This is a genomic window from Bradyrhizobium sp. USDA 4354 (assembly GCF_054060315.1).
This window is the reverse complement of the sequence record NZ_JBSSDC010000001.1, coordinates 4,624,344-4,642,005: the sequence shown is the minus strand read 5'-3', so window position 1 is coordinate 4,642,005 and position 17,662 is coordinate 4,624,344. Positions and strand designations below refer to the sequence as shown.

23 protein-coding genes and 3 tRNA genes are annotated in these 17,662 nt (G+C 64.2%); 10 read left to right on the top strand and 16 right to left on the bottom strand.

What is annotated here, in order from left to right; translation table 11 throughout:
• Positions 1–381 precede the first annotated feature (381 nt).
• The 5 genes from ACVIIV_RS21260 to ACVIIV_RS21240 form a co-directional block, all read right to left on the bottom strand.
• Positions 382–765, bottom strand: a complete 384-nt coding sequence (locus ACVIIV_RS21260) for a hypothetical protein (RefSeq protein ID WP_456745911.1) — start codon at positions 763–765, stop codon at positions 382–384.
• 33 nt (positions 766–798) lie between these two features.
• On the bottom strand, positions 799–1,356 hold the full coding sequence (locus tag ACVIIV_RS21255) for a DUF3990 domain-containing protein (RefSeq protein ID WP_456745910.1): 558 nt from the start codon (positions 1,354–1,356) through the stop codon (positions 799–801).
• 167 nt (positions 1,357–1,523) lie between these two features.
• Positions 1,524–1,597 (bottom strand) — tRNA-Gly (locus ACVIIV_RS21250).
• 345 nt (positions 1,598–1,942) lie between these two features.
• Positions 1,943–2,146: a hypothetical protein gene (locus tag ACVIIV_RS21245; RefSeq protein ID WP_456745909.1), complete on the bottom strand. Its 204-nt coding sequence runs from the start codon at positions 2,144–2,146 to the stop codon at positions 1,943–1,945.
• Positions 2,147–2,173: 27 nt separating this feature from the next.
• On the bottom strand, positions 2,174–2,359 hold the full coding sequence (locus tag ACVIIV_RS21240) for a hypothetical protein (protein ID WP_456745908.1): 186 nt from the start codon (positions 2,357–2,359) through the stop codon (positions 2,174–2,176).
• Between the two features lie 199 nt (positions 2,360–2,558).
• Here ACVIIV_RS21240 and ACVIIV_RS21235 point away from each other — a divergent pair, with 199 nt between their 5' ends.
• Positions 2,559–2,933 carry a YciI family protein gene (locus ACVIIV_RS21235; RefSeq protein WP_456745907.1) on the top strand — a complete coding sequence of 125 codons (375 nt, stop codon included), beginning with the start codon at positions 2,559–2,561 and terminating at the stop codon, positions 2,931–2,933.
• Here the strand turns inward: ACVIIV_RS21235 and ACVIIV_RS21230 are convergent.
• On the bottom strand, positions 2,900–3,493 hold the full coding sequence (locus ACVIIV_RS21230) for a TMEM175 family protein (protein ID WP_456748789.1): 594 nt from the start codon (positions 3,491–3,493) through the stop codon (positions 2,900–2,902). The genes ACVIIV_RS21235 and ACVIIV_RS21230 overlap by 34 nt on opposite strands.
• 121 nt (positions 3,494–3,614) lie before the next feature.
• Between ACVIIV_RS21230 and ACVIIV_RS21225 the strand changes: the two genes are divergently transcribed.
• The 3 genes from ACVIIV_RS21225 to ACVIIV_RS21215 all read left to right on the top strand — a co-directional run bounded on the left by ACVIIV_RS21225 (position 3,615) and on the right by ACVIIV_RS21215 (position 7,836).
• A complete protein-coding gene (locus ACVIIV_RS21225) occupies positions 3,615–5,672 on the top strand; it encodes an ATP-dependent helicase (protein WP_456745906.1) in 2,058 nt (685 codons plus the stop codon).
• 56 nt (positions 5,673–5,728) lie between these two features.
• On the top strand, positions 5,729–6,709 hold the full coding sequence (locus tag ACVIIV_RS21220) for an NADPH:quinone oxidoreductase family protein (protein WP_456745905.1): 981 nt from the start codon (positions 5,729–5,731) through the stop codon (positions 6,707–6,709).
• A gap of 95 nt (positions 6,710–6,804) precedes the next feature.
• Complete coding sequence (locus ACVIIV_RS21215; protein WP_456745904.1) at positions 6,805–7,836, top strand: LLM class flavin-dependent oxidoreductase; 1,032 nt, start codon at positions 6,805–6,807, stop codon at positions 7,834–7,836.
• Positions 7,837–7,844: 8 nt separating this feature from the next.
• Here ACVIIV_RS21215 and rlmB read toward each other — a convergent pair whose 3' ends face one another.
• The gene (rlmB, locus tag ACVIIV_RS21210) at positions 7,845–8,672 is read right to left on the bottom strand and encodes a 23S rRNA (guanosine(2251)-2'-O)-methyltransferase RlmB (RefSeq protein WP_456745903.1); all 828 of its coding nucleotides are present in this window, start codon (positions 8,670–8,672) and stop codon (positions 7,845–7,847) included.
• Between the two features lie 207 nt (positions 8,673–8,879).
• Here rlmB and ACVIIV_RS21205 point away from each other — a divergent pair.
• Positions 8,880–8,965, top strand: a tRNA-Tyr gene (locus tag ACVIIV_RS21205).
• Between the two features lie 197 nt (positions 8,966–9,162).
• Here ACVIIV_RS21205 and ACVIIV_RS21200 read toward each other — a convergent pair.
• Positions 9,163–9,675: a hypothetical protein gene (locus ACVIIV_RS21200; RefSeq protein ID WP_456745902.1), complete on the bottom strand. Its 513-nt coding sequence runs from the start codon at positions 9,673–9,675 to the stop codon at positions 9,163–9,165.
• 43 nt (positions 9,676–9,718) lie between these two features.
• On the bottom strand, positions 9,719–10,201 hold the full coding sequence (locus tag ACVIIV_RS21195; RefSeq protein ID WP_456745901.1) for a hypothetical protein: 483 nt from the start codon (positions 10,199–10,201) through the stop codon (positions 9,719–9,721).
• Positions 10,202–10,488: 287 nt separating this feature from the next.
• On the opposite strand from ACVIIV_RS21195, the gene ACVIIV_RS21190 reads away from it, so the two are divergent.
• Positions 10,489–10,950, top strand: a complete 462-nt coding sequence (locus ACVIIV_RS21190; RefSeq protein WP_456745900.1) for a hypothetical protein — start codon at positions 10,489–10,491, stop codon at positions 10,948–10,950.
• Positions 10,951–11,116: 166 nt separating this feature from the next.
• Positions 11,117–11,191 (top strand) — tRNA-Thr (locus ACVIIV_RS21185).
• Between the two features lie 405 nt (positions 11,192–11,596).
• Here ACVIIV_RS21185 and ACVIIV_RS21180 read toward each other — a convergent pair.
• Positions 11,597–12,283 (bottom strand): class I SAM-dependent methyltransferase, encoded by a 687-nt coding sequence (locus ACVIIV_RS21180; protein WP_456745899.1) that lies wholly within the window; start codon positions 12,281–12,283, stop codon positions 11,597–11,599.
• A 78-nt stretch (positions 12,284–12,361) separates the two neighbouring features.
• The gene (locus ACVIIV_RS21175) at positions 12,362–13,081 is read right to left on the bottom strand and encodes a class I SAM-dependent methyltransferase (protein ID WP_456748788.1); all 720 of its coding nucleotides are present in this window, start codon (positions 13,079–13,081) and stop codon (positions 12,362–12,364) included.
• 420 nt (positions 13,082–13,501) lie between these two features.
• On the opposite strand from ACVIIV_RS21175, the gene ACVIIV_RS21170 reads away from it, so the two are divergent.
• Positions 13,502–13,702, top strand: coding sequence for a hypothetical protein (locus ACVIIV_RS21170; RefSeq protein WP_456745898.1), 201 nt, complete (start codon positions 13,502–13,504; stop codon positions 13,700–13,702).
• Positions 13,703–13,705: 3 nt separating this feature from the next.
• Here the strand turns inward: ACVIIV_RS21170 and ACVIIV_RS21165 are convergent, their stop codons facing one another.
• The gene (locus tag ACVIIV_RS21165) at positions 13,706–13,870 is read right to left on the bottom strand and encodes a hypothetical protein (protein ID WP_456745897.1); all 165 of its coding nucleotides are present in this window, start codon (positions 13,868–13,870) and stop codon (positions 13,706–13,708) included.
• A 99-nt stretch (positions 13,871–13,969) separates the two neighbouring features.
• Between ACVIIV_RS21165 and ACVIIV_RS21160 the strand changes: the two genes are divergently transcribed.
• Together ACVIIV_RS21160 and ACVIIV_RS21155 are read left to right on the top strand one after the other, a co-directional pair.
• Complete coding sequence (locus ACVIIV_RS21160) at positions 13,970–14,338, top strand: hypothetical protein (protein ID WP_456745896.1); 369 nt, start codon at positions 13,970–13,972, stop codon at positions 14,336–14,338.
• Positions 14,339–14,639: 301 nt separating this feature from the next.
• Positions 14,640–14,894, top strand: coding sequence for a hypothetical protein (locus ACVIIV_RS21155; protein ID WP_456745895.1), 255 nt, complete (start codon positions 14,640–14,642; stop codon positions 14,892–14,894).
• A gap of 26 nt (positions 14,895–14,920) precedes the next feature.
• On the opposite strand, the gene ACVIIV_RS21150 is transcribed toward ACVIIV_RS21155, so the two are convergent.
• The 4 genes from ACVIIV_RS21150 to ACVIIV_RS21135 all read right to left on the bottom strand — a co-directional run bounded on the left by ACVIIV_RS21150 (position 14,921) and on the right by ACVIIV_RS21135 (position 17,435).
• The gene (locus ACVIIV_RS21150; protein WP_456745894.1) at positions 14,921–15,163 is read right to left on the bottom strand and encodes a hypothetical protein; all 243 of its coding nucleotides are present in this window, start codon (positions 15,161–15,163) and stop codon (positions 14,921–14,923) included.
• A 265-nt stretch (positions 15,164–15,428) separates the two neighbouring features.
• Positions 15,429–16,136, bottom strand: coding sequence for an outer membrane protein (locus ACVIIV_RS21145; protein ID WP_456745893.1), 708 nt, complete (start codon positions 16,134–16,136; stop codon positions 15,429–15,431).
• A gap of 286 nt (positions 16,137–16,422) precedes the next feature.
• A complete protein-coding gene (locus ACVIIV_RS21140; RefSeq protein ID WP_456748787.1) occupies positions 16,423–16,818 on the bottom strand; it encodes a hypothetical protein in 396 nt (131 codons plus the stop codon).
• 233 nt (positions 16,819–17,051) lie between these two features.
• Complete coding sequence (locus ACVIIV_RS21135; protein ID WP_456745892.1) at positions 17,052–17,435, bottom strand: His-rich protein BRANT; 384 nt, start codon at positions 17,433–17,435, stop codon at positions 17,052–17,054.
• Positions 17,436–17,662: the final 227 nt, after the last annotated feature.

Sequence of the window (17,662 nt, the reverse complement as noted above, 5' to 3'; positions counted from 1 at the left end):
AGATACTGCCAAGGGTTCCCCCTCTGCATAAATCGCAATGGGCCCCATTTTCAAAACAAGGTCTTCAAAACAAGGACCCCGCCGGTTACCGAAGTAACTCGACGGGGCTTGTGAACGAATCTTTGATTTGGTTTATCCGTAGCTTTCGCTCTGGCCTCTCCATTTCATCGATCGCTCACTGAATAACCAACTGACGACCGCCATGGACGTTCCGGACGGCGGCCATTTTTAATGTTTCTGATCGTCGGTGGTGGCGCAGGAGCGACGTTGAGCGGCGGAAGGCCAGATCCCTCAAGCAGATGGAACAGGGGCCCGCGCTTGCCCTTTGGCCGGACACGTCCGGCTGGAGCGGGTGAAGGGAACAGCCGCGGATACGAGGCGTCAGTTGAAATCCGAAACGTCCTTGGGACGCCGCAGCACTTCCTTCTCGGTCGGACGCTCGGATGCGGCTCGCCCCCGATTCGTGATGTCGTCATACGCCAGTTCTTGCTGTGCGGTCAGCGGTCCGTCGACGCCAGCGAGGTTCGCTGCGACTTGAATGGGCGAGTTGTGATAGATCATCAAGGCGTCGTCGGGCGACAGGGCGTCCAACCGCGCGATGAGCGATTCGATCTCCATGTCCGCATTCCGCTCGGACTTGCCAAAGACCTCAACGAGCGTTCGCCTGACGAGCCTCCAGAACTCATTCCTCGCGGACTGATCGAGATCGCCCACGCTTTTCGCTATCGCCGCAACCGATGCATTTTCATCGTCTGAAGTCATCATGGGCACCTCGATAAAGGTGGTATCCAGCCAAATTTAGAACAACGTAGACCTCTTGGCACCATCAATTGCCCTTCTGTGTACGATCGGACTAGGAAGTGCCGCCGCCGCTTGTGTCGAGTGAAAGCTGATCTGATCGCAATCGCTGATGATCAGCTGCTGCGGCCAAAGGGTCACCGGCCCGTACACGACATCGTAGGGGTGCGAGGAACTGCGCTGATGCGGAGGAAATCCGATCCGGCAGTCCGTTACCAGATCCCAGAAATCCTGGGTCGGCCTGACGAAAGCGAGAGCGTCCAGGCCTGCAAGCCAGTCGCGATTGAGCTGAAAGCGCAGGACGACCGCAAACACAGCTCTGGAAGGCAGACTGATCACCCGCGTATTCGCCCATTGTCTCGCCTGATGCGGATTGGTGGTGACGTAGAAGCCGCGGCCGAAATCTGTTCTTGGCCGGCACAGCGCCAGCCTCACCGCAAAGCCGCTCAAGGTCGCACCGCTTGCAACCAACGGGACGCCGAGCGGATCCGATACGCCGACCGAAGCGCTATCCGTCCCGTGATAGACGAACAGGTCCTTATTGTTCCATTGCGGCACGGCCACCTTCCCAACGGGCGATCAACAGATGCGTTCCGTCGCACGAGCGTGCGGCGTCACGTCTGCACCACGACCTGATGGTCACAGAGGCGCGACGCCCCCAAGCCCCCAGCCCAATGGGAAAGATTATCGGAAAACCTGAAGTTGTCGACGCTCAGGTTGGAATTTGGAGCGGGTGAAGGGAATCGAACCCTCGTATTCAGCTTGGAAGGCTGCTGCTCTACCATTGAGCTACACCCGCGTTACGGGCTCCCTAACACGGCCGGACGGCGGTCTCAACTGCCCAGGAGGTCGCTTTCCGGCGTCTTCCACCCCTCGCGAACCGCCACTGGTCCGTCCGGACTCGTCGGCCCTTAACAGCGGCAGCAATGCTACCTATATTGAAGACTTCCGAAACCAACGAAAGGAGGTGATCCAGTGTCTTATCTCAAGCGCTGTCACCTCGCTGGGATCGCCCGCTGAGCTTTGGCTAAAGCTTGGCATCGGGGCGCTCTCAGCCCTGGACCAGCGAGCAAGAAATCGGGCGCGACGGGGGCCTCCCCGCCGCGCCTTTGCTTTGCGATCTCTTGGAAACGGGATCGCCGGGTCAGCCGGTGCGAAGCCGCTCGCGCAGCGCGACGGCGGCGATCAGCATGCCGACGCACCAGGCGACGACCGCACGGTGCGGCTCGCTGCCGAGCAGCACCGTGAAAAGGCTCGTCAGAAGGCACGGCGCAATGGCCTTGCCGCTCCGGCTCATCAGCGCGAGCAGGAACGGCATCGCCGCGATCGATATTTGCAGGGCGTTCATCTTGAACGACCGGCTCGTCGAAAGGCTTCAGAAGCCGCACATCTTGAACGCGCGCGGCCGTTTGCCGCGCCGGCTCTCCGCGATCCGCTCGCCGCCGTTCTCGGCCGAGCTGCCGTAATAGCGGTGATGGCCGGTCTGGTCGTGCAGGTCGGCCGGCTCGGATTGCCCCGCCCGCCGCGCGTCGCAGATGATCTTGATGGTGTGACCCGACATTGCCGCCTCCAGCAAAAAGCTTGTTGTTTGTGGTCCATCAGTCGCGACCAATTCCGGCGGCGTTCACATGGCAAGGCCGCAATCGGGTTTCAGGACGGTTTCGCCGCTTGCGGGCCGCGCAATATTTTGCTTCGGGAGTGTCGGCACGGGCTGCCGTGCCACGTCCTCAGGACTTGCGCAGAAAAGAGATGAGGTGACGATGCTGTACGCCATCCTGGCTTATCACGTGGAAGACGAAGTCTTGTCCTGGACGCCGGAGCAGGACGCCGCGGTCGTGGCCAAAGTCATCGAGGTTCAAGCACCTCTTCGGGCAAGCGGGCAGTTTGGACCGGCGGCCCGTCTGGATGAGACCCGAAAGGCCCGCACCTTGCGTGGCCCCGGCGCGGGCATGGTGCTGGACGGGCCCTTTGCCGAGACCAAGGAGCAGCTTCTGGGCTTCCACCTGATGCAATGCGCCACCGAGGATGAGGCGATCGCGGCGGCGCGGAAGCTGCGTGCGGTCAATCCGACGGCGGTCTACGAAATCCGCCCGGTCAAGCTTTACGTGCCGGCCGATGGGTTCGGCGCGACGTAAAAGCGCTGGATCAGGAGCCCGCCGAACGCGAGGAACCACACGAAGGGTGCGACGTGCGGCGCGAACGCCGCAATGATCGTGCCCGGGATGAACACCAGCAGCGGAAACAGCGAGGCCATGATCTCGTGGCGCCAGCCGCCGAGGATCGCCCACCACAGCCAGGCGTTGAGGCCCGCGATCGCGGTCAGATGGAGGCCGTAGAGCACGGCGACCGCGTTGCTCATGCCGTAATTGGTGTAGAGGCCGTTGGTCACCGGCAGCAGCACGATCGAGAGCAGAAAAAACAGATTCAGGATCACCATCCCGCGGCTGCCGACCGGCTGGCGCGCCAGCCGGCGGTGATGGCTGATCCAGAACACGCCGGCGATGATGAAACTGAGCGCAAAGCCGGCGAGCTTGCCGGAATAAACCCGGGCCAGATCGTTCCAGTCGGGCGCGGTCGTGAACACCGCGGCCTTGGGCAGATCGTAGGCCAAAAGCGTCATGGCGACACCAAAGATGGTGTTGCTGAGCGATTCCAGCCGGCGCATCTCGAACTGGTCGGGCTTGAGCTCGGTCATGTCGCCATGGGGTGCTGGAACCAAAGGGCCTCTTCCCCCTAAATCCTAATTCCAGTTCCGTCCAGCCGCATTGCGATTCGCCCTGGGATCGCCGACTCTCATCCTTTCACCGGGGCGATTCGTGGCGACATATCTGGACACGCTCAATGCGGAGCAGCGCCGCGCCGTCGAGCATGGCGTGGCCGAAGGCGCGACCGTGGGTGCCCCCCTGCTCGTCATCGCCGGCGCCGGCTCCGGCAAGACCAACACGCTGGCCCACCGCGTCGCGCATCTGATCGTCGCAGGCAGCGATCCCCGCCGCATCCTGCTGATGACATTTTCCCGCCGCGCGGCGGCGGAGATGGCCGGCCGCGTCGAACGTATCGCCCGCAAAGTGCTGGGCGAGAACAATGCCGCGATCATGCGCGATGCGCTGACCTGGGCCGGCACCTTCCACGGCATCGGCGCGCGGCTCCTGCGCGAATATGCCGAGCGGATCGGCGTCGATCCCGCCTTCACCATCCATGACCGCGAGGACTCCGCCGACCTGATGAACCTGGTGCGGCACGAGCGCGGTTTGTCGAAGACCGAGAGCCGCTTTCCAGCCAAGGGCACCTGCCTGTCGATCTATTCCCGCTGCGTCAATGCCGAGATGGAGATAGAGAAGGTGCTCGCCCAGCACTATCCCTGGTGCGCGGGCTGGGCCACCGAGCTGAAGGGTCTGTTTGCCGCCTACGTCGAGGCCAAGCAGGCGCAGCACGTGCTCGATTATGACGATCTGCTGCTGTACTGGTCGCAGATGATGAGCGACGCGCTGATCGCGGAAGAGATCGGCGGCCGCTTCGATCACGTGCTGGTCGACGAATATCAGGACACCAATCGCCTGCAATCCTCGATCCTGCTGGCGCTCAAGCCCGACGGGCGCGGCCTCACCGTTGTCGGCGACGATGCGCAGTCGATCTACTCGTTCCGCGCCGCCACCGTGCGCAACATCCTGGAGTTTCCGCAGAGCTTTTCTCCGCGCGCGGAGATGATCACGCTCGACCGCAACTACCGTTCGACGCAGGCAGTGCTGTCGGCGGCAAACGGCGTCATCGGCCTCGCCCGCGAGCGCTTCACAAAAAATCTCTGGACCGACCGCACCTCGGGGCAGAAGCCGCAGCTCGTCACCGTGCACGACGAGGCCGACCAGGCGCGCTACATCGTCGAAGCGGTGCTGGCGAGCCGCGAGCAAGGCGCGCTGCTCAAGCACCAGGCGGTGCTGTTCCGCACCTCCTCGCATTCAGGTCCGCTGGAGATCGAGCTGACCCGCCGCAACATCCCCTTCGTCAAGTTTGGCGGGCTGAAATTCCTCGATGCCGCGCATGTCAAGGACGTGCTGGCCCTGTTGCGCTTCGCCGAGAATCCGCGCGACCGCGTCGCCGGCTTTCGCATCCTGCACCTGCTGCCGGGCGTCGGCCCCGCGACCGCACAGCGCGTGCTCGACCAGATGGCTGAGAGCACCGACCCGCTTGCCGCGCTCGGGCGGCTCCCGGTGCCGGCGCGTACCGGCGCCGACTGGACCGACTTCGTCCGCACGGTCGAAAATTTGCGCTATTCGGAATGGCCGGTCGATCTCGAACGCGTGCGGCTCTGGTACGAGCCGCATCTCGACCGCATCCACGAGGATTCCGAGACGCGCCGCGCCGACCTGATGCAGCTCGAGCAGATCGCGAGCGGGTATGCCTCGCGCGAGAAATTTCTGACCGAGCTCACGCTCGATCCGCCGGATGCGACCAGCGACAAATCCGGACCGCCGCTCCGCGACGAGGACTATCTGATCCTCTCCACCATCCACTCGGCCAAGGGCCAGGAGTGGAAATCGGTGTTCGTGCTCAACGTCGTCGACGGTTGCATGCCGTCAGATCTCGGCGCCGGCACCAGCGCCGAGCTCGAGGAGGAGCGCCGCCTGCTCTATGTCGCGATGACGCGCGCCAAGGACGATCTCCATCTCGTCGTGCCACAGCGCTTCTTCGTCCATGGCCAGGCCGCCAAGGGCGACCGCCACGTCTACGCCTCGCGCACCCGGTTCATCCCGGAATCCCTGGTCTATCTGTTCGAGCGCACCGCCTGGCCGAAGGCCGCGGCGGGCGCCGCGCGCACCGCGGCGCAGGGGCCGAAGATCGACATCGGGGCCAAGATGCGGGGGATGTGGCGGTAGACGCAAGAGGCTGGCCCAGGAACCTGTTAGAGTAAGCGGAACAACAGGGATCCGACATGAAGGCCGTCGTCGTCGAGCAATACGCGCCCATCGATCAAATCGAGCTGAAGGACGTCCCACACCCGCCCATGGAGCCCGGTCAGTTGCGCATCCGGGTCGAGGCGGCGGGGATCGGCTTTGTTGATGGCTTGAAAATCCAGGGCCTTTACCAGACCAAGGATCCCCTGCCCTTCATTCCCGGAACGGAGTTCGCGGGGATCGTGGACGAAGCTCCCGGCAGGCCCGGTGGTTATCAGCCCGGGATGCGCGTGATGGGCATGACGCGATCCGGCGCGCTTGCCGAAGAGATCGTCGTCAAGCCTGAAGCGGTCCATCCCCTGCCGGATGACGTCGCGGCCGAGATCGCCGCGTCATTTCGCGCCAATTACCTGACCGCGCTCTATGCGCTCAGTGCGCGCGCCTCGCTCTGCGCAGGCGAGCAGCTTCTCGTGCTTGGCGCGGCCGGCGGCACGGGAATCGCGGCAGTCCAGATCGGCAAGCTGCTCGGCGCCCGCGTGATCGCAGCCGCATCGACCCCGGACAAGCGCGAGTTCGCTCAACAACACGGCGCCGACGCGGTGATCGACTACACACAGACCGGCTGGCGCGACACGCTGAAGGAATTGACAGGGGGGCATGGCGCCGACGTGATCTTCGACCCCGTCGGTGGCGACATCTCAGTGCAGGCTTTTCGCTCGATCGCGTGGCGCGGACGCCATCTCGTGGTCGGCTTTGCCGCCGGCGCGATCCCCGCGCTGCCGTTCAATCTTCCGCTGCTGAAAGGCGGCGCCCTGCTCGGCGTCGACCTTGCGCAGATTCCAACACGCGAGCCCGAGACGCAGAAGCGCCTGATGTCGGATCTCACGAGCTGGCTGGCCGACGGCAAGCTGAAGCCTGTGGTCGGTCGCGTCTTCCCGCTCGAAGATTTCCGCGAGGCGTTCAAGACGATGCAGACCCGCGCTGCGCTCGGCAAGATGGTGGTGCGGATCTCGCGGTAGCATTCACAAACGGAAACCGAGCATTTCCGAAACCCGACTTGTCGCGCGGCCGCGGTCCATTAAGTCTGGTCGATCCTCCCACAGAGACCTGATCGATGACCGCACCGCTCGAATTCGGACTGGATACCTTTGGCGACGTCACAAGAGATGCGTCCGGCGCCATGATCTCGCATGCGCAGGTGATCCGCAACGTCGTCGACGAAGCGGTGCTGGCTGACGAGCTCGGCCTCGACTTCATTGGTCTCGGCGAGCATCACCGCGCGGATTTCGCGATCTCCTCGCCGGAAACCGTGCTCGCGGCGATCGCATCGCGCACCAGGCGCATCCATCTCGGCTCGGCCGTGACGGTGTTGTCTTCGGACGATTCCATACGCGTGTTCCAGCGCTTTGCCACGCTGGATGCGGTCTCGAACGGACGTGCCGAGGTGATCCTCGGCCGCGGCTCGTTCACCGAATCCTTCCCACTGTTCGGCTTCGACCTGCGGAAATATGAAGAGCTGTTCGAGGAGAAGCTCGATCTGTTCGCCGCGCTGTTGTCGCAGCAGCCGGTCACCTGGGATGGCAAGCTGCGTCCGCCGCTGCGGGATCAGCGGGTCTATCCGCCGGTCGAGAACGGCACGCTCAAAACATGGATCGGCGTCGGCGGCAGCCCGCAATCGGTGGTGCGCGCCGCGCATTACGACCTGCCCCTGATGCTCGCGATCATCGGCGGCGATCCCGCGCGCTTTGCGCCTTACGTCGATCTCTATCACCGCGCGTTCAAGGAGTTCGGCCGCCCGGCCCAGCCGATCGGCGTGCATTCGCCGGGCTACGTCGCCGAAACGGATGCGCAGGCGCGCGAGGAGCTATGGCCCGACTACAAGGCGATGCGCGACCGCATCGGCAAGGAACGCGGCTGGCCGCCGATGGGGCGCGACGAGTTCGTCAGCGAGGCCGAACATGGCTCGCTCTATGTCGGCTCGCCGGAAACGGTGGCGCGGAAGATCGCGAAGACCGCAAAGGCGCTCGGCATTTCGCGGTTTCAGTTGAAGTACTCGGCGGGACCATTGCCGCACGACAAGCTGATGCGGAGCATCGAGCTTTATGGACGGAAGGTGGTGCCGATGGTGCGGGAGATGATGGGGTAGCGTTTCGTCTACTTCATCAGCCCTAGCCGGCTCGCGCCGACATACAGCGAGAGTACGGCTGCGTTGGAGACGTTGAGGCTCTTGATCTCGCCGGGCATGTCGAGCCGCGCCACGACGCTGCAGGTCTCGCGGGTCAATTGCCTGAGGCCTTTGCCTTCGGCCCCCAACACGAGCGCAAGCGGCTCGCGCAGTGCGACGTCCGCAAGATTCTCGGTGCCCTCGCTGTCGAGGCCGACGGTCTGGAAGCCGCGCTCGTTGAGCGCGGTCAGCGCGCGGGCGAGGTTTTGCACGGTGACAACAGGCACGAGTTCGAGCGCACCGGAGGCGGCTTTTGCGAGCACGCCGGTGGCTTCCGGGCTGTGACGCGCGGTGGTGACGATTGCCTTCACCGCGAAGGCCGCGGCCGAGCGCAGGATGGCGCCAACGTTGTGCGGATCGGTGATCTGGTCGAGCACCAGCACCATGCCTTCCTGCTTCAGGGTTTCGATGTCGGGCGAAGGCAGAGGATCGGCCTCGGCGAGAAGGCCCTGATGCACGGCGTCGGGCGACAGCAAGCGGTCGATCTCCTGGGGCCGCACGATCTCAGGCGCGACGTGGGTCGCGATGTTTTCCTCCGCCAGCCGCCTTGCGGCATTCTCGGTCAGCGTCAGCTTGCGGATCCGGCGCTGAGGATTGGCGAGCGCCATGGTGACGGTGTGCCAGCCATAGAGGATGACGGGCCCGTCGGATTGCGAATCGCGGTCGCGCCAGGCCGGCCGGCCGGCCGATTTTCCCGGCCTGTTGAAGGGCTTAGCCCCGCCTCGGGAGCCCTTGGGGGCAAATTTTCGTTCCTTCATGGGCTCGCTTGTGTCACGGGCGCCGGAATATGGCAATTTGGATGCCTTCCGGGGCGATTTTAGCTGTTCGCGTCGGTTGACTTTGCCCCACCGCTTCGCCCATAAACGCGCCCGGTCGCGCCCCGATCCGGGTTGCCGCGGCCTTCACGTTCCATGGCCGTCTTCGGTCCGCCGGCAAGGTCCGGCCCGATTGTGCTGCCGTCGAGCGGGGGAGTGTCCCGAGTGGCAAAGGGAGCTGACTGTAAATCAGCCGCCTCATGGCTTCGCAGGTTCGAGTCCTGCCTCCCCCACCAGCCTTCTCGCTTCGCGAGCTTCGGCTAGGCAGGCCATCCCAACACATCATTGTGCGAAGCGAGCGAAGGCTGCCACGCCGTAGCCGATAGGCGAAGGCGGGCTGTCGACCTAGCCATCACGGCGACGACGCTGCAAAAAGCAAACGCCCGTCCGCATGACGCGAACGGGCGCTTCGTAAATCTCAACCGATCAGAGATCAGTAATAGCGGCGCAGCACGCGGTGACCGCCGTAGTAGTGCGGCGCGTGGCGATGGGCATAGCCGTAGCGCGGAGTGTGGCCGTAGTGCACGCGCGGCAGATAGCCATAGCGCGGGCCGTAGCCGTAGCGATACGGACGGAAGTACGGGCGGCGATAGGGATAAGCGGCCGGCGGCGCGACCGCAGCGGCACGATAGCCATAGCCATAGCCATAATTGGCAGGCGCAACGACTGCGTCCTCACGGTAGGTCGGATACGGCGCGAAGGCGCCCGGTCCGGTATAGGTCGGGCCCTGGTTCACATAGTAATACTGCGTGGTCGGCTCGGCGAGACGCTCAAAGGCGGCATAGCCATAGCCGTAGCCGTAACCATAGCCGCCGCAGCCGGTGTTGCAGCCGGTATAGACCGGCGCAACCGGCGCGCACGTGGCGAAGCCGCAGGCCGCGGCAGGCGCAGCCCCGACAAACATCACGGCAGTTGCCGCGACCAGTCCCGAAATCATCTGACGCATTACTCTCTCCTGTTGATTTCCGTTTTTCGGATTTTCGCGTTTCTCAACCCGGCGGCTTGCCGGGCAGCTCTGTGTGCGGCCGCGGCCGAGGGGGCCGAGGACGGTCGTTGATCTCGGGCGCGTAGATCACCGGCGGCGGATCGACGGGCACGTCCATCTGCGGCGGCAGCGGCGCGGACGACGCGCCCCAACTTTGATGGTAGCTCTCGGCGGGCTTCGGCAATTTGCGGTTCGCGGGCGGCTCGACCTCGAGCCGGCCGTAGCCGGGCCGCAGACCCAGCGTCGGATAGTAGTGGCCAACGTCGTCGGGCTGCCGCTCGGCGATATAGCGTCCACCATAGATTGTGGGCTGTACCTGCTGGTTCTTGCCGAGGCCCCAGACACCCTCGACCACGCTATAGGACGCGTCGATGTTGTTGATGATGATCGGCACGCCGGGACGGCCGGGAACGACGATATCGAACCCGCCGGCAATCGCCGTCGCAGGCAGTCCGATCAGAAAGGCGGCGAGCGCCAAAGCGCGCATGAGGAGGAGACCCCGGGTTATCCGGAACACAACCTAACCGATCGGGACGCAGAGAGGGTTAAGGCCTGCTCACCAAATTCCGGTAAGCCTAACGTGCAAGGATTGCGCGCCACTCAAATGCTGCACAGCGAACTAGCGAAGCGTTAACGGCGCGGGCCACCGCCGCCGGAACAGCCGCTGTGCTCACATCCGTTTGACTGTTCGCCTGCAAGAAATCCCAGGGTTGCATCGGAACGTCCGGCGCCGTCAGCGTTTAGCTCCCGTCAACAAAATGGGAGCGACGAACCATGAACATCAAGCTTCTCGGGGCCACGGCGATTGCAGCGACCATGCTGGCAGGCTCTGCCATGGCGCAGGCGGTCGTCACCAATCCGGGCCGCTGCTCGGCGCAATTCCCCAATGCCAACTGCCAGAACCTCGGCCCCGGAAACCCGTACACCGATAGCGGATACCGCCATCGCCGCGGGTCCTATCGTCAGACCAATGCCGACCGGTATAACGACTGGAACAGGAGCCGCACCGGCTTCTGGCCGACTGACGTCGCGGCCGGCGTCGCCGGCGCCGCGATCGGCACCGCCGGCGCGATTGCCACCGCCCCATTCCGCGCCTGGGACAATTCCTACGCCTATGACCGCGGCTGGGACAATCGCGGATGGGACACCCGCACCTACGCCCAGCGTAACGGCTTCGTCTGTACGCCCGGCACTTACTTCAAGGGCGCAGACGGCCGCCGGCACATCTGCCAGTAAGGCGGGCTCAAGCGAACGCAACCTATCAGGCGGCCTCAGGCCGCCTGATTCGTGTCTTGCGATGGCAACCTTCCGGTTCTGGCACTTTCCAATCAAGTCTGGTATTGCGGCGCGCACGGGCAGACAGCTCCGGCGCAATCCGAGCCCTGCCCCGCATCTAAGCGGCGCCGGCTTAGCTCAGCGGTAGAGCAGCGGTTTTGTAAACCGAAGGTCGGGGGTTCAATCCCCTCAGCCGGCACCATTGGTTTAGCCGACACCACGTCGTGGCCGACCGCCGCAAGAACCAAATCATCCCTGTGGCGTTATCCTCCCACCATAGAGCCGTCTCGCGGAGTCTAGCGATGGACCCGAACGATCGAGCAGCCTTAGCCCTATCCGCTGTCGCGTTGGCCATCGCCATTGTGGTTGCATCGACAGTCACGTTAGAGCGCGTCAATACCCGTACCGCCAGCAATGACGCACCTCCGGGAACGGTAGGACTCGCCAGGCCTCACCCGCCGCTGGACCGTGCACCCGGTGAACCGATACAGACGACAGGAACGCCGTCTAACGAAAGGCAGCGTCCCTGACCGAACGCCGGCCGCGACCAGCCTGGTCGGTCCCGGAAGCGAAAGTGAAACAGCGCCGCAACTGCATCTGGCATCGATCATCGGACATCCTCCAGCCGCCACAGCCCGAGACTCTTGTCGCGCCAGCCGCCACCGCCTTCCTCGCAACGCTCGTTGATCAGCTCGCGTGGCGGTGGCCAGTTGAACGGCGCCTTCTCCATGTTCAGCGCGCGCCAATCGCCGTCCTCGCAATCGCGATTTTCCTCCCATTCGGGAAAGGTGGTGACCAGCAGGAAGCGCGCGCCGCTCATCCGAAATTGCGCGAGGGCACGATCGATATTCGCAAAGCTCAGATGCACCAGACAGTCGCGGCAGAGAATGATGTCCGCGCGCGGCAGCGCATCGCGCGTGATGTCGGCGACGAGAAAGTGGCCCGATGAACCGCCGCGCGCGACACGCATGCGGTTGGCTTCGATCAGCGACGGCACGATGTCGATGCCGGTATAATCGATAGCGAGCTCGAGCCGGCCAATCCATCCGGCATCGCCGCAGGGCGCATCCAGCAATGAGCGCGCGCCGAGCCGCCGCAGCAATGGAGGAAGCGCCTCCCGGATCGCGGCGGTCGCGGGGTCCTCCGAGCCAAGGCCCGACACCGAAGTGGCCGCGCCCCAAAGGTTGGTGCGCTCGATCCGCTCGAACCGCGCGGCGAGATCGAGGCCCGCGAAATTGTCGCGGTCGGCAAGGTAACGTTCGTGGGCGAGCACGGGAGGGCGGCGGGAGATCATCGGAGGATTCCAAATCCAGATTCCATCGCGAGCGCATTCTACACATGACGTCGTGTCAGAAATCACCGGCATCGCCACTCAAGCCGGCTTCTGCCACTCCATCACATGAAAGTAGGGCACGCGGCGATGAAAGGCGTTTCTGCTGGGGTCGCCGCCCGCGGGCTCCGGCTCGACGAACAGGCGCAGCTGGAGCCCTTGGTCGAGCAGCAGCGTCATGTAGGTGCTGAGCGGACGATGCCAGTTCTGGATCCGGATGCCGCTCCAGCTCACCCAGATCGGGCGCTCGTCCATGTAGTGATCGATCGCGAAGCGCATGTCGCCCTCGCCGTCGCGTGTCCAGCCGTCGGGCTGGCCCGCGGTGTTGAAGCTGGTCAGATTGGCGATCGGCAGCGTGCCGCCCGGGCGCAGCGCCGCCACCATCCTGGTGATTGCCACGTCGAGATCGGGCATGTCGATCAGGCTGAGATAGCTGACGACCAGTTCGAAGCTCGCATCGAAATCCATCGCCTCGGCACGACCGAGTCGATAATCCCCGCCAGGGTCGAGCTCTCTGGCGCGCGCGAGCAACGCCTCGGTCGGATCGATGCCGGTGGTGCGGATGCCGGCGCGCTGCATGATGCGGCAGAAGCGCCCTTCCCCACAGCCGACATCGAGCGCATTGCGAAAACCGCGCCTTTCGATGCGCTCCCTCAACGGCGCGTCCAGCACGAAGCGGCGACCATAGTCGCCATCTTGCCCCTGCTCGATGATCCAGGCAGCCGCTGACGCGGCCCAGCCGTCGCTGATGTCTTCGGTTATGGAGCTGCCTTCGAAGGGACGCGGGCGCGTAACGCAGCGGGGATGGCTACTGACCACACATTGGACCGAAGTTCAACATGAGGTAGCATGCGGGCTGCATGCATCCCACCACCGCCCGAGAGAAAGCCCATCGCCGGGGCCGTGACGGCCGTCATGACGACGGCCGTCCTGTTGGTCATCGCGCTTGCATTTCTGCTGGCGCGATAGACGGCATCGGCACCGCGGAGATGTGCGACCGCGCCAACGTCCCCGGCGCACACGGTCCGCCGGAGTTTTCGGACGTCATCGTTCAAGCATTCGCGGTCGATCCGTCAGCTTCGGGCGGGTCTCGGAGGCGGCTGATCCGATCAGGCCGGATCGGAACCAAAGGCGTGCGTCACTCGTTCTCGACCCATGCGGATCAGGGAAGAAAACCGAAATATGATCCTGCTGGCGACGGTGACGCTGTGCTGTGGCGCCGTGGCCGGCACATTGACGCTGTTCGAGCCGGCGCAGGCCCCAGCCCCTGAAAAGCGGGTCGCCGACAGAGCCGTGATGGACGCCATCCGGACACCGATCCAGGCCCCAGTTCGGGTGGTCGGCGCGCCGTTCGAGCCCAACGTCAATCCGCGCGCGCGGTAGCGCTCACCGCGGCGAGGCCTCCGTGCCCTTCTCGGGCCGGGCGTGGGCACGCGCCAATTCTTCCACAAACGCGATCACCTCCGCCCGCTTGTCGGGCGGCAGCGACAGGAACGCACGGATGAGCCTCAGCCCCTCCACCTCGTCCGGGCGTTCTCTTGTTGTATTCATTCTGCTAGTTTCGGGCGACCGGGAAAAATATGCAATCCCTTTCAAAGCTTCTTGATTCGACGCAGCCGCTTTGCTGGAATGAGCGCGGCGAGGTGGATCATGAAATGGATCAGGGAGCGCGACGAACTGATCGCGCAGACACTGGCCTTCGTCCAATCGGTGACCGGCAGGAAGGATGACGTCCTTCAGCCGGAGGCGCCTGCGGCTGGGTCGACCGTCGCGGTGGAGATCGTCGACGTGGAGGCGGTCGCGGTCGAACCGCCGCAAGCCCCCGTTCCGCCGCGGCCCGCCCCTCTCCCACCGCCGCGGGCAAGCGGCGATTTCCGCACCGAGATGCAGGCCCGCATCGCCAATTTCCGCAAGCATCAGGAGCGCTTCGAGCGCGAGCGTGAGGAATATTGTGCGGCGACCCTGACCAAATTGCGTGCCGCCATCCGCGACACCTCCGGCCCACCGGCCAAAAAATAAAGCCGCCCGGTCAGGGGCCTACAACCAAGACCAGACCACCCAGAGATTGGTCGCGCAGGCGCCGAACAGCGCCAGCGTGAGGGGCAGGAGCATATGCCCGCAGGATGTCTTCAGGTCGCTCGTCATGGCGGAAACATCTGCTGATTCCGGCCAACGAGTCCCAGAGATTCTTTTTTCCGGGATTCAGGACTCGTTAAGGACTCAAGGGCCGGTGGCGACTGATCACGCCCCCGTGATCGGACCGCAGGCCGGAACCTCTTACCGGGCAAACTCGTTAGTTGGCTTTCCTGGAGCGGGAAGAATGCCCTACGCCCTGTTCTGCAACGACGCTCAGATCAGCAAGGCCTATCCGAGCGAGTCCGACGTCTGGAAGCTCGCGCAGCGGAGTGGTCTCGTCGTGGACGTGATGGCGGACGACGAGCGGCCGGGACCGCGCCGGGTACTCGACAACGACTACGAGATCGCGCCTTGCCAGGCAGCTCAGGGCGAGGACCCCGCCAGGAACAAGGCTGAGGCCGACCAGCAGTCGAGGATCGAGCTTGAACTGAGTTCCTGAGTGCCGGCACGAAACCGGCGCGGAGCTCAGGGCGTGGCGGCCGCAAGCGAGGCCTGCTCGCCTGGCATTGCCACGCAGGCCTTGCGGCGATGCAGCCCACGGATGGCGCCGGTAACCTTCAGCACCTTGCCGGACGGACAGGAAGCGTCCTTGACGAAGGCGACCTCATAAGGTGCCAGCATCAGAGGCTCGGATTTGAGGATTGTCTGTGCAGAGCACGGCAGGCAGAAAAAGCACGAGAGCACCACTGCCGACACCAAGATACGCATATCCGTCGTCCCACCAGCCCGGTAATTCTCATATAACGCGTTCCGGAGCGCGAGTTCCGTAAATCGCAAAAATTATTTTTGCTTTACCCCGCCCCCATGACGCACGTGAGAAGGCGCGCCAGCATCGTTTGCAAGCAAATGACGCGCCAGATGGTTCACGCCAAGCAAACAAGGCGCCGGCCAACGGAAAACCGGCAAACGGAAGACCCGCAAACGAAAGACCGGCGGAGCCGGCCCTTGTCCGGTGTTGGACCGTCGCCGGCCGTCAGTAGCGGGAGGCCGCCGGGCCGCCCCAGCCGAAGCGGTAGTTCACACCGACCTTGGCGGTATGCTCTTCCTCCCGGCCACGAACGCCGACGATGTCGGCCGGGCCGGAGGTGAAGGTGGTGCTGCCGAAATTGTAGTACTGGTACTCGGCCTTGGCCGACCAGTTCGGCGCGAACATGTATTCGAGGCCGGCGCCGACTGTATAGCCGTCCTTGCTGTTGCCGGTGGTGGTGAAGGCCTGCGGCACCCCGGCGATGTTCACGCCAAGGCCATTATTGCGCCAGGCATAACCGCCCTTGGCGTAAAGCAGCGTCGGTCCCCAGGTGTAGCCGATGCGGCCAGTCACCGACCCGATCTGGTCGGTGTTGGAGGTGACCTGCGTGCCCAGCGGGAAGGTGACGCCGTTGTTGTTGGTCGGCAGCCAGGAATACTGAGCCTCGACACCCATCACCCAGTTGGGCGCGAACTGGTAGTCGAAACCGCCCTGCACGCCGCCCATGAAACGGGCATCGCTCGACTGGAAGCTGCTGTCGCCGGCAAACGCGCCGCCGACATGGCCGCCGATGTAGAAACCGGTCCAGTTATAGATGACCTGCGGCGGCGTATAGGCGGGCGCCTTGGTGTAGGTGCGCGGCTGCATGTCGGCTGCTGCGGCCGGCACTGCCAGCGCAACCAAGGCGACTGCGCCCAGCAAAATCGTCTTCATGTCCATCCCCGTTCTTTCAAAATCGACCCTCAGCAAACAACGTGGCGTGAATTTGGTTGCTTCGCGGCGATGCCGGAACGTTGATCGCTCGCAACTGTGACGGGGCGGCAACATCGCGATTTTGTTCCGTCACGTCGCCCTGCGCCGACTGTTCTTGTCGCCCGCGCAAGGCCTGCCGTAACGATTTGTCGCAAGGCGAAACCACCCCGTTCAAGGCTCGCCGAAATGTGATCCAGCGGCTCCGGCTGCTTCTGTCTAGCATCAGGCGATGAAGGCGGGCTTTGCCCTACCGCGTCATCTTTTCCAGTTCCGGAAAGGGTGCGTAAACCGCACCGGCGCAGAGATCGCTGGTCCGGTCGACCACGCGATCCGCTCGGCCGTTGACGAAGATCACGGCACGTTCGCGCATGATCTTGTAGCTGCCATCGGTCTCGCGCGGGGTGAAGTGCAGGCAGCTCACATAGAACTGCCGGCCGCCAACCTCGCGCTGCACCGGCTCGGCCATGCTGGCATCGCGCACGCCGACCGGATTGTTGAGATAGGTCCGCATCAGGGCCAGCGTGTCGCTCCGGAAATTGTCGGGAAACGGCTGCGGCCCGCCGGCCTGTGTGCCCCCCAGCAGGGTTGGACGGTCACCGTCGCTGCCGAAACATGCCGCAAGCGCCAGCGGCAATGCCAGGATCACCGCACATCTCGCCAATCGCCCCACAGGCCCCGCTCTCCGCTCCATCAGATTCGGAGACGTTCTAGCGCCAAGCCTGCGCGAAGGGAATCCGCTTGGAGCGGCGCAAACGGCGCACCGGCCCGCTGCCGGCACCTCGGGCTTTTCGCACGAGGCGCGGCGAACGGACCAGGCCTGACGTCCGCGCGCGGCGGCGGGGCAATGCCAGGGGTGCCGCCGCGCGGGATCAGTCGTCAGTTGCGCTTGTCTGACGTCGCCGGCTTGGTCGCGTCCGGCTGCACCTTCTGCGACTCCTTGGCTGAGACCTGCTTGTGGTGATGACGATGCTTGCGCACGGTCTTGTGCTCGTTGGTCGTGACCGCGGCGTTGGCGTTCATCGCGTTCGACTTGGTGTCCACCTTGGCATCCGCCTTGACGTCGTTAGCCTTCACGTCGGTCGGCTTGGCGTCGGTCTTGACGCCGGCGTCCGGTTTCGCGGCGGTGGTCGTCGCCTTGGTCTGGCTCTGGTCCGCCTTGATCACCGGGGCTGTCGTGGTGGTCTTGCCGGCCTCAGCAGCGAAGGCCGGGGCTGCGATCACGGAAGCTGCGAGCAAAGCTGCGGAAATCGTCTTCAACATGGTGGTCTCCTCTTGGAAGGATCTTGAGGCGGCGCCCTCTCGCCTACCCTTCGATCGTAGGTCGGAGCCTAGGCGGGGCGCACTGAACCCATTCTGAAGCCGATTGCAGGCTTCCGTTCATCTCCATGACAAGTTTGTCATCCGCGGCTTGGCGAATAGCGCGACTTGGCGAATAGATCGTGCGAAGCGGGAATGTTTCTGCCCGTTGGGTGTTCCGGTCTTTGGGC

Excerpts from the sequence above, each read along its gene's own strand:
- rlmB (WP_456745903.1), bottom strand. The coding sequence starts at position 8,672 with ATGAAGGAACGAAAATTTGCCCCCAAGGGCTCCCGAGGCGGGGCTAAG.
- ACVIIV_RS21220 (WP_456745905.1), top strand. The coding sequence starts at position 5,729 with ATGAAGGCCGTCGTCGTCGAGCAATACGCGCCCATCGATCAAATCGAG.
- ACVIIV_RS21180 (WP_456745899.1), bottom strand. The coding sequence starts at position 12,283 with ATGATCTCCCGCCGCCCTCCCGTGCTCGCCCACGAACGTTACCTTGCC.
- ACVIIV_RS21165 (WP_456745897.1), bottom strand. The coding sequence starts at position 13,870 with ATGAATACAACAAGAGAACGCCCGGACGAGGTGGAGGGGCTGAGGCTC.
- ACVIIV_RS21230 (WP_456748789.1), bottom strand. The coding sequence starts at position 3,493 with ATGACCGAGCTCAAGCCCGACCAGTTCGAGATGCGCCGGCTGGAATCG.
- ACVIIV_RS21260 (WP_456745911.1), bottom strand. The coding sequence starts at position 765 with ATGATGACTTCAGACGATGAAAATGCATCGGTTGCGGCGATAGCGAAA.
- ACVIIV_RS21135 (WP_456745892.1), bottom strand. The coding sequence starts at position 17,435 with ATGTTGAAGACGATTTCCGCAGCTTTGCTCGCAGCTTCCGTGATCGCA.
- ACVIIV_RS21195 (WP_456745901.1), bottom strand. The coding sequence starts at position 10,201 with ATGCGCGCTTTGGCGCTCGCCGCCTTTCTGATCGGACTGCCTGCGACG.
- ACVIIV_RS21160 (WP_456745896.1), top strand. The coding sequence starts at position 13,970 with ATGAAATGGATCAGGGAGCGCGACGAACTGATCGCGCAGACACTGGCC.
- ACVIIV_RS21155 (WP_456745895.1), top strand. The coding sequence starts at position 14,640 with ATGCCCTACGCCCTGTTCTGCAACGACGCTCAGATCAGCAAGGCCTAT.
- ACVIIV_RS21235 (WP_456745907.1), top strand. The coding sequence starts at position 2,559 with ATGCTGTACGCCATCCTGGCTTATCACGTGGAAGACGAAGTCTTGTCC.
- ACVIIV_RS21145 (WP_456745893.1), bottom strand. The coding sequence starts at position 16,136 with ATGAAGACGATTTTGCTGGGCGCAGTCGCCTTGGTTGCGCTGGCAGTG.
- ACVIIV_RS21240 (WP_456745908.1), bottom strand. The coding sequence starts at position 2,359 with ATGTCGGGTCACACCATCAAGATCATCTGCGACGCGCGGCGGGCGGGG.
- ACVIIV_RS21190 (WP_456745900.1), top strand. The coding sequence starts at position 10,489 with ATGAACATCAAGCTTCTCGGGGCCACGGCGATTGCAGCGACCATGCTG.
- ACVIIV_RS21245 (WP_456745909.1), bottom strand. The coding sequence starts at position 2,146 with ATGAACGCCCTGCAAATATCGATCGCGGCGATGCCGTTCCTGCTCGCG.
- ACVIIV_RS21215 (WP_456745904.1), top strand. The coding sequence starts at position 6,805 with ATGACCGCACCGCTCGAATTCGGACTGGATACCTTTGGCGACGTCACA.
- ACVIIV_RS21170 (WP_456745898.1), top strand. The coding sequence starts at position 13,502 with ATGATCCTGCTGGCGACGGTGACGCTGTGCTGTGGCGCCGTGGCCGGC.
- ACVIIV_RS21150 (WP_456745894.1), bottom strand. The coding sequence starts at position 15,163 with ATGCGTATCTTGGTGTCGGCAGTGGTGCTCTCGTGCTTTTTCTGCCTG.
- ACVIIV_RS21200 (WP_456745902.1), bottom strand. The coding sequence starts at position 9,675 with ATGCGTCAGATGATTTCGGGACTGGTCGCGGCAACTGCCGTGATGTTT.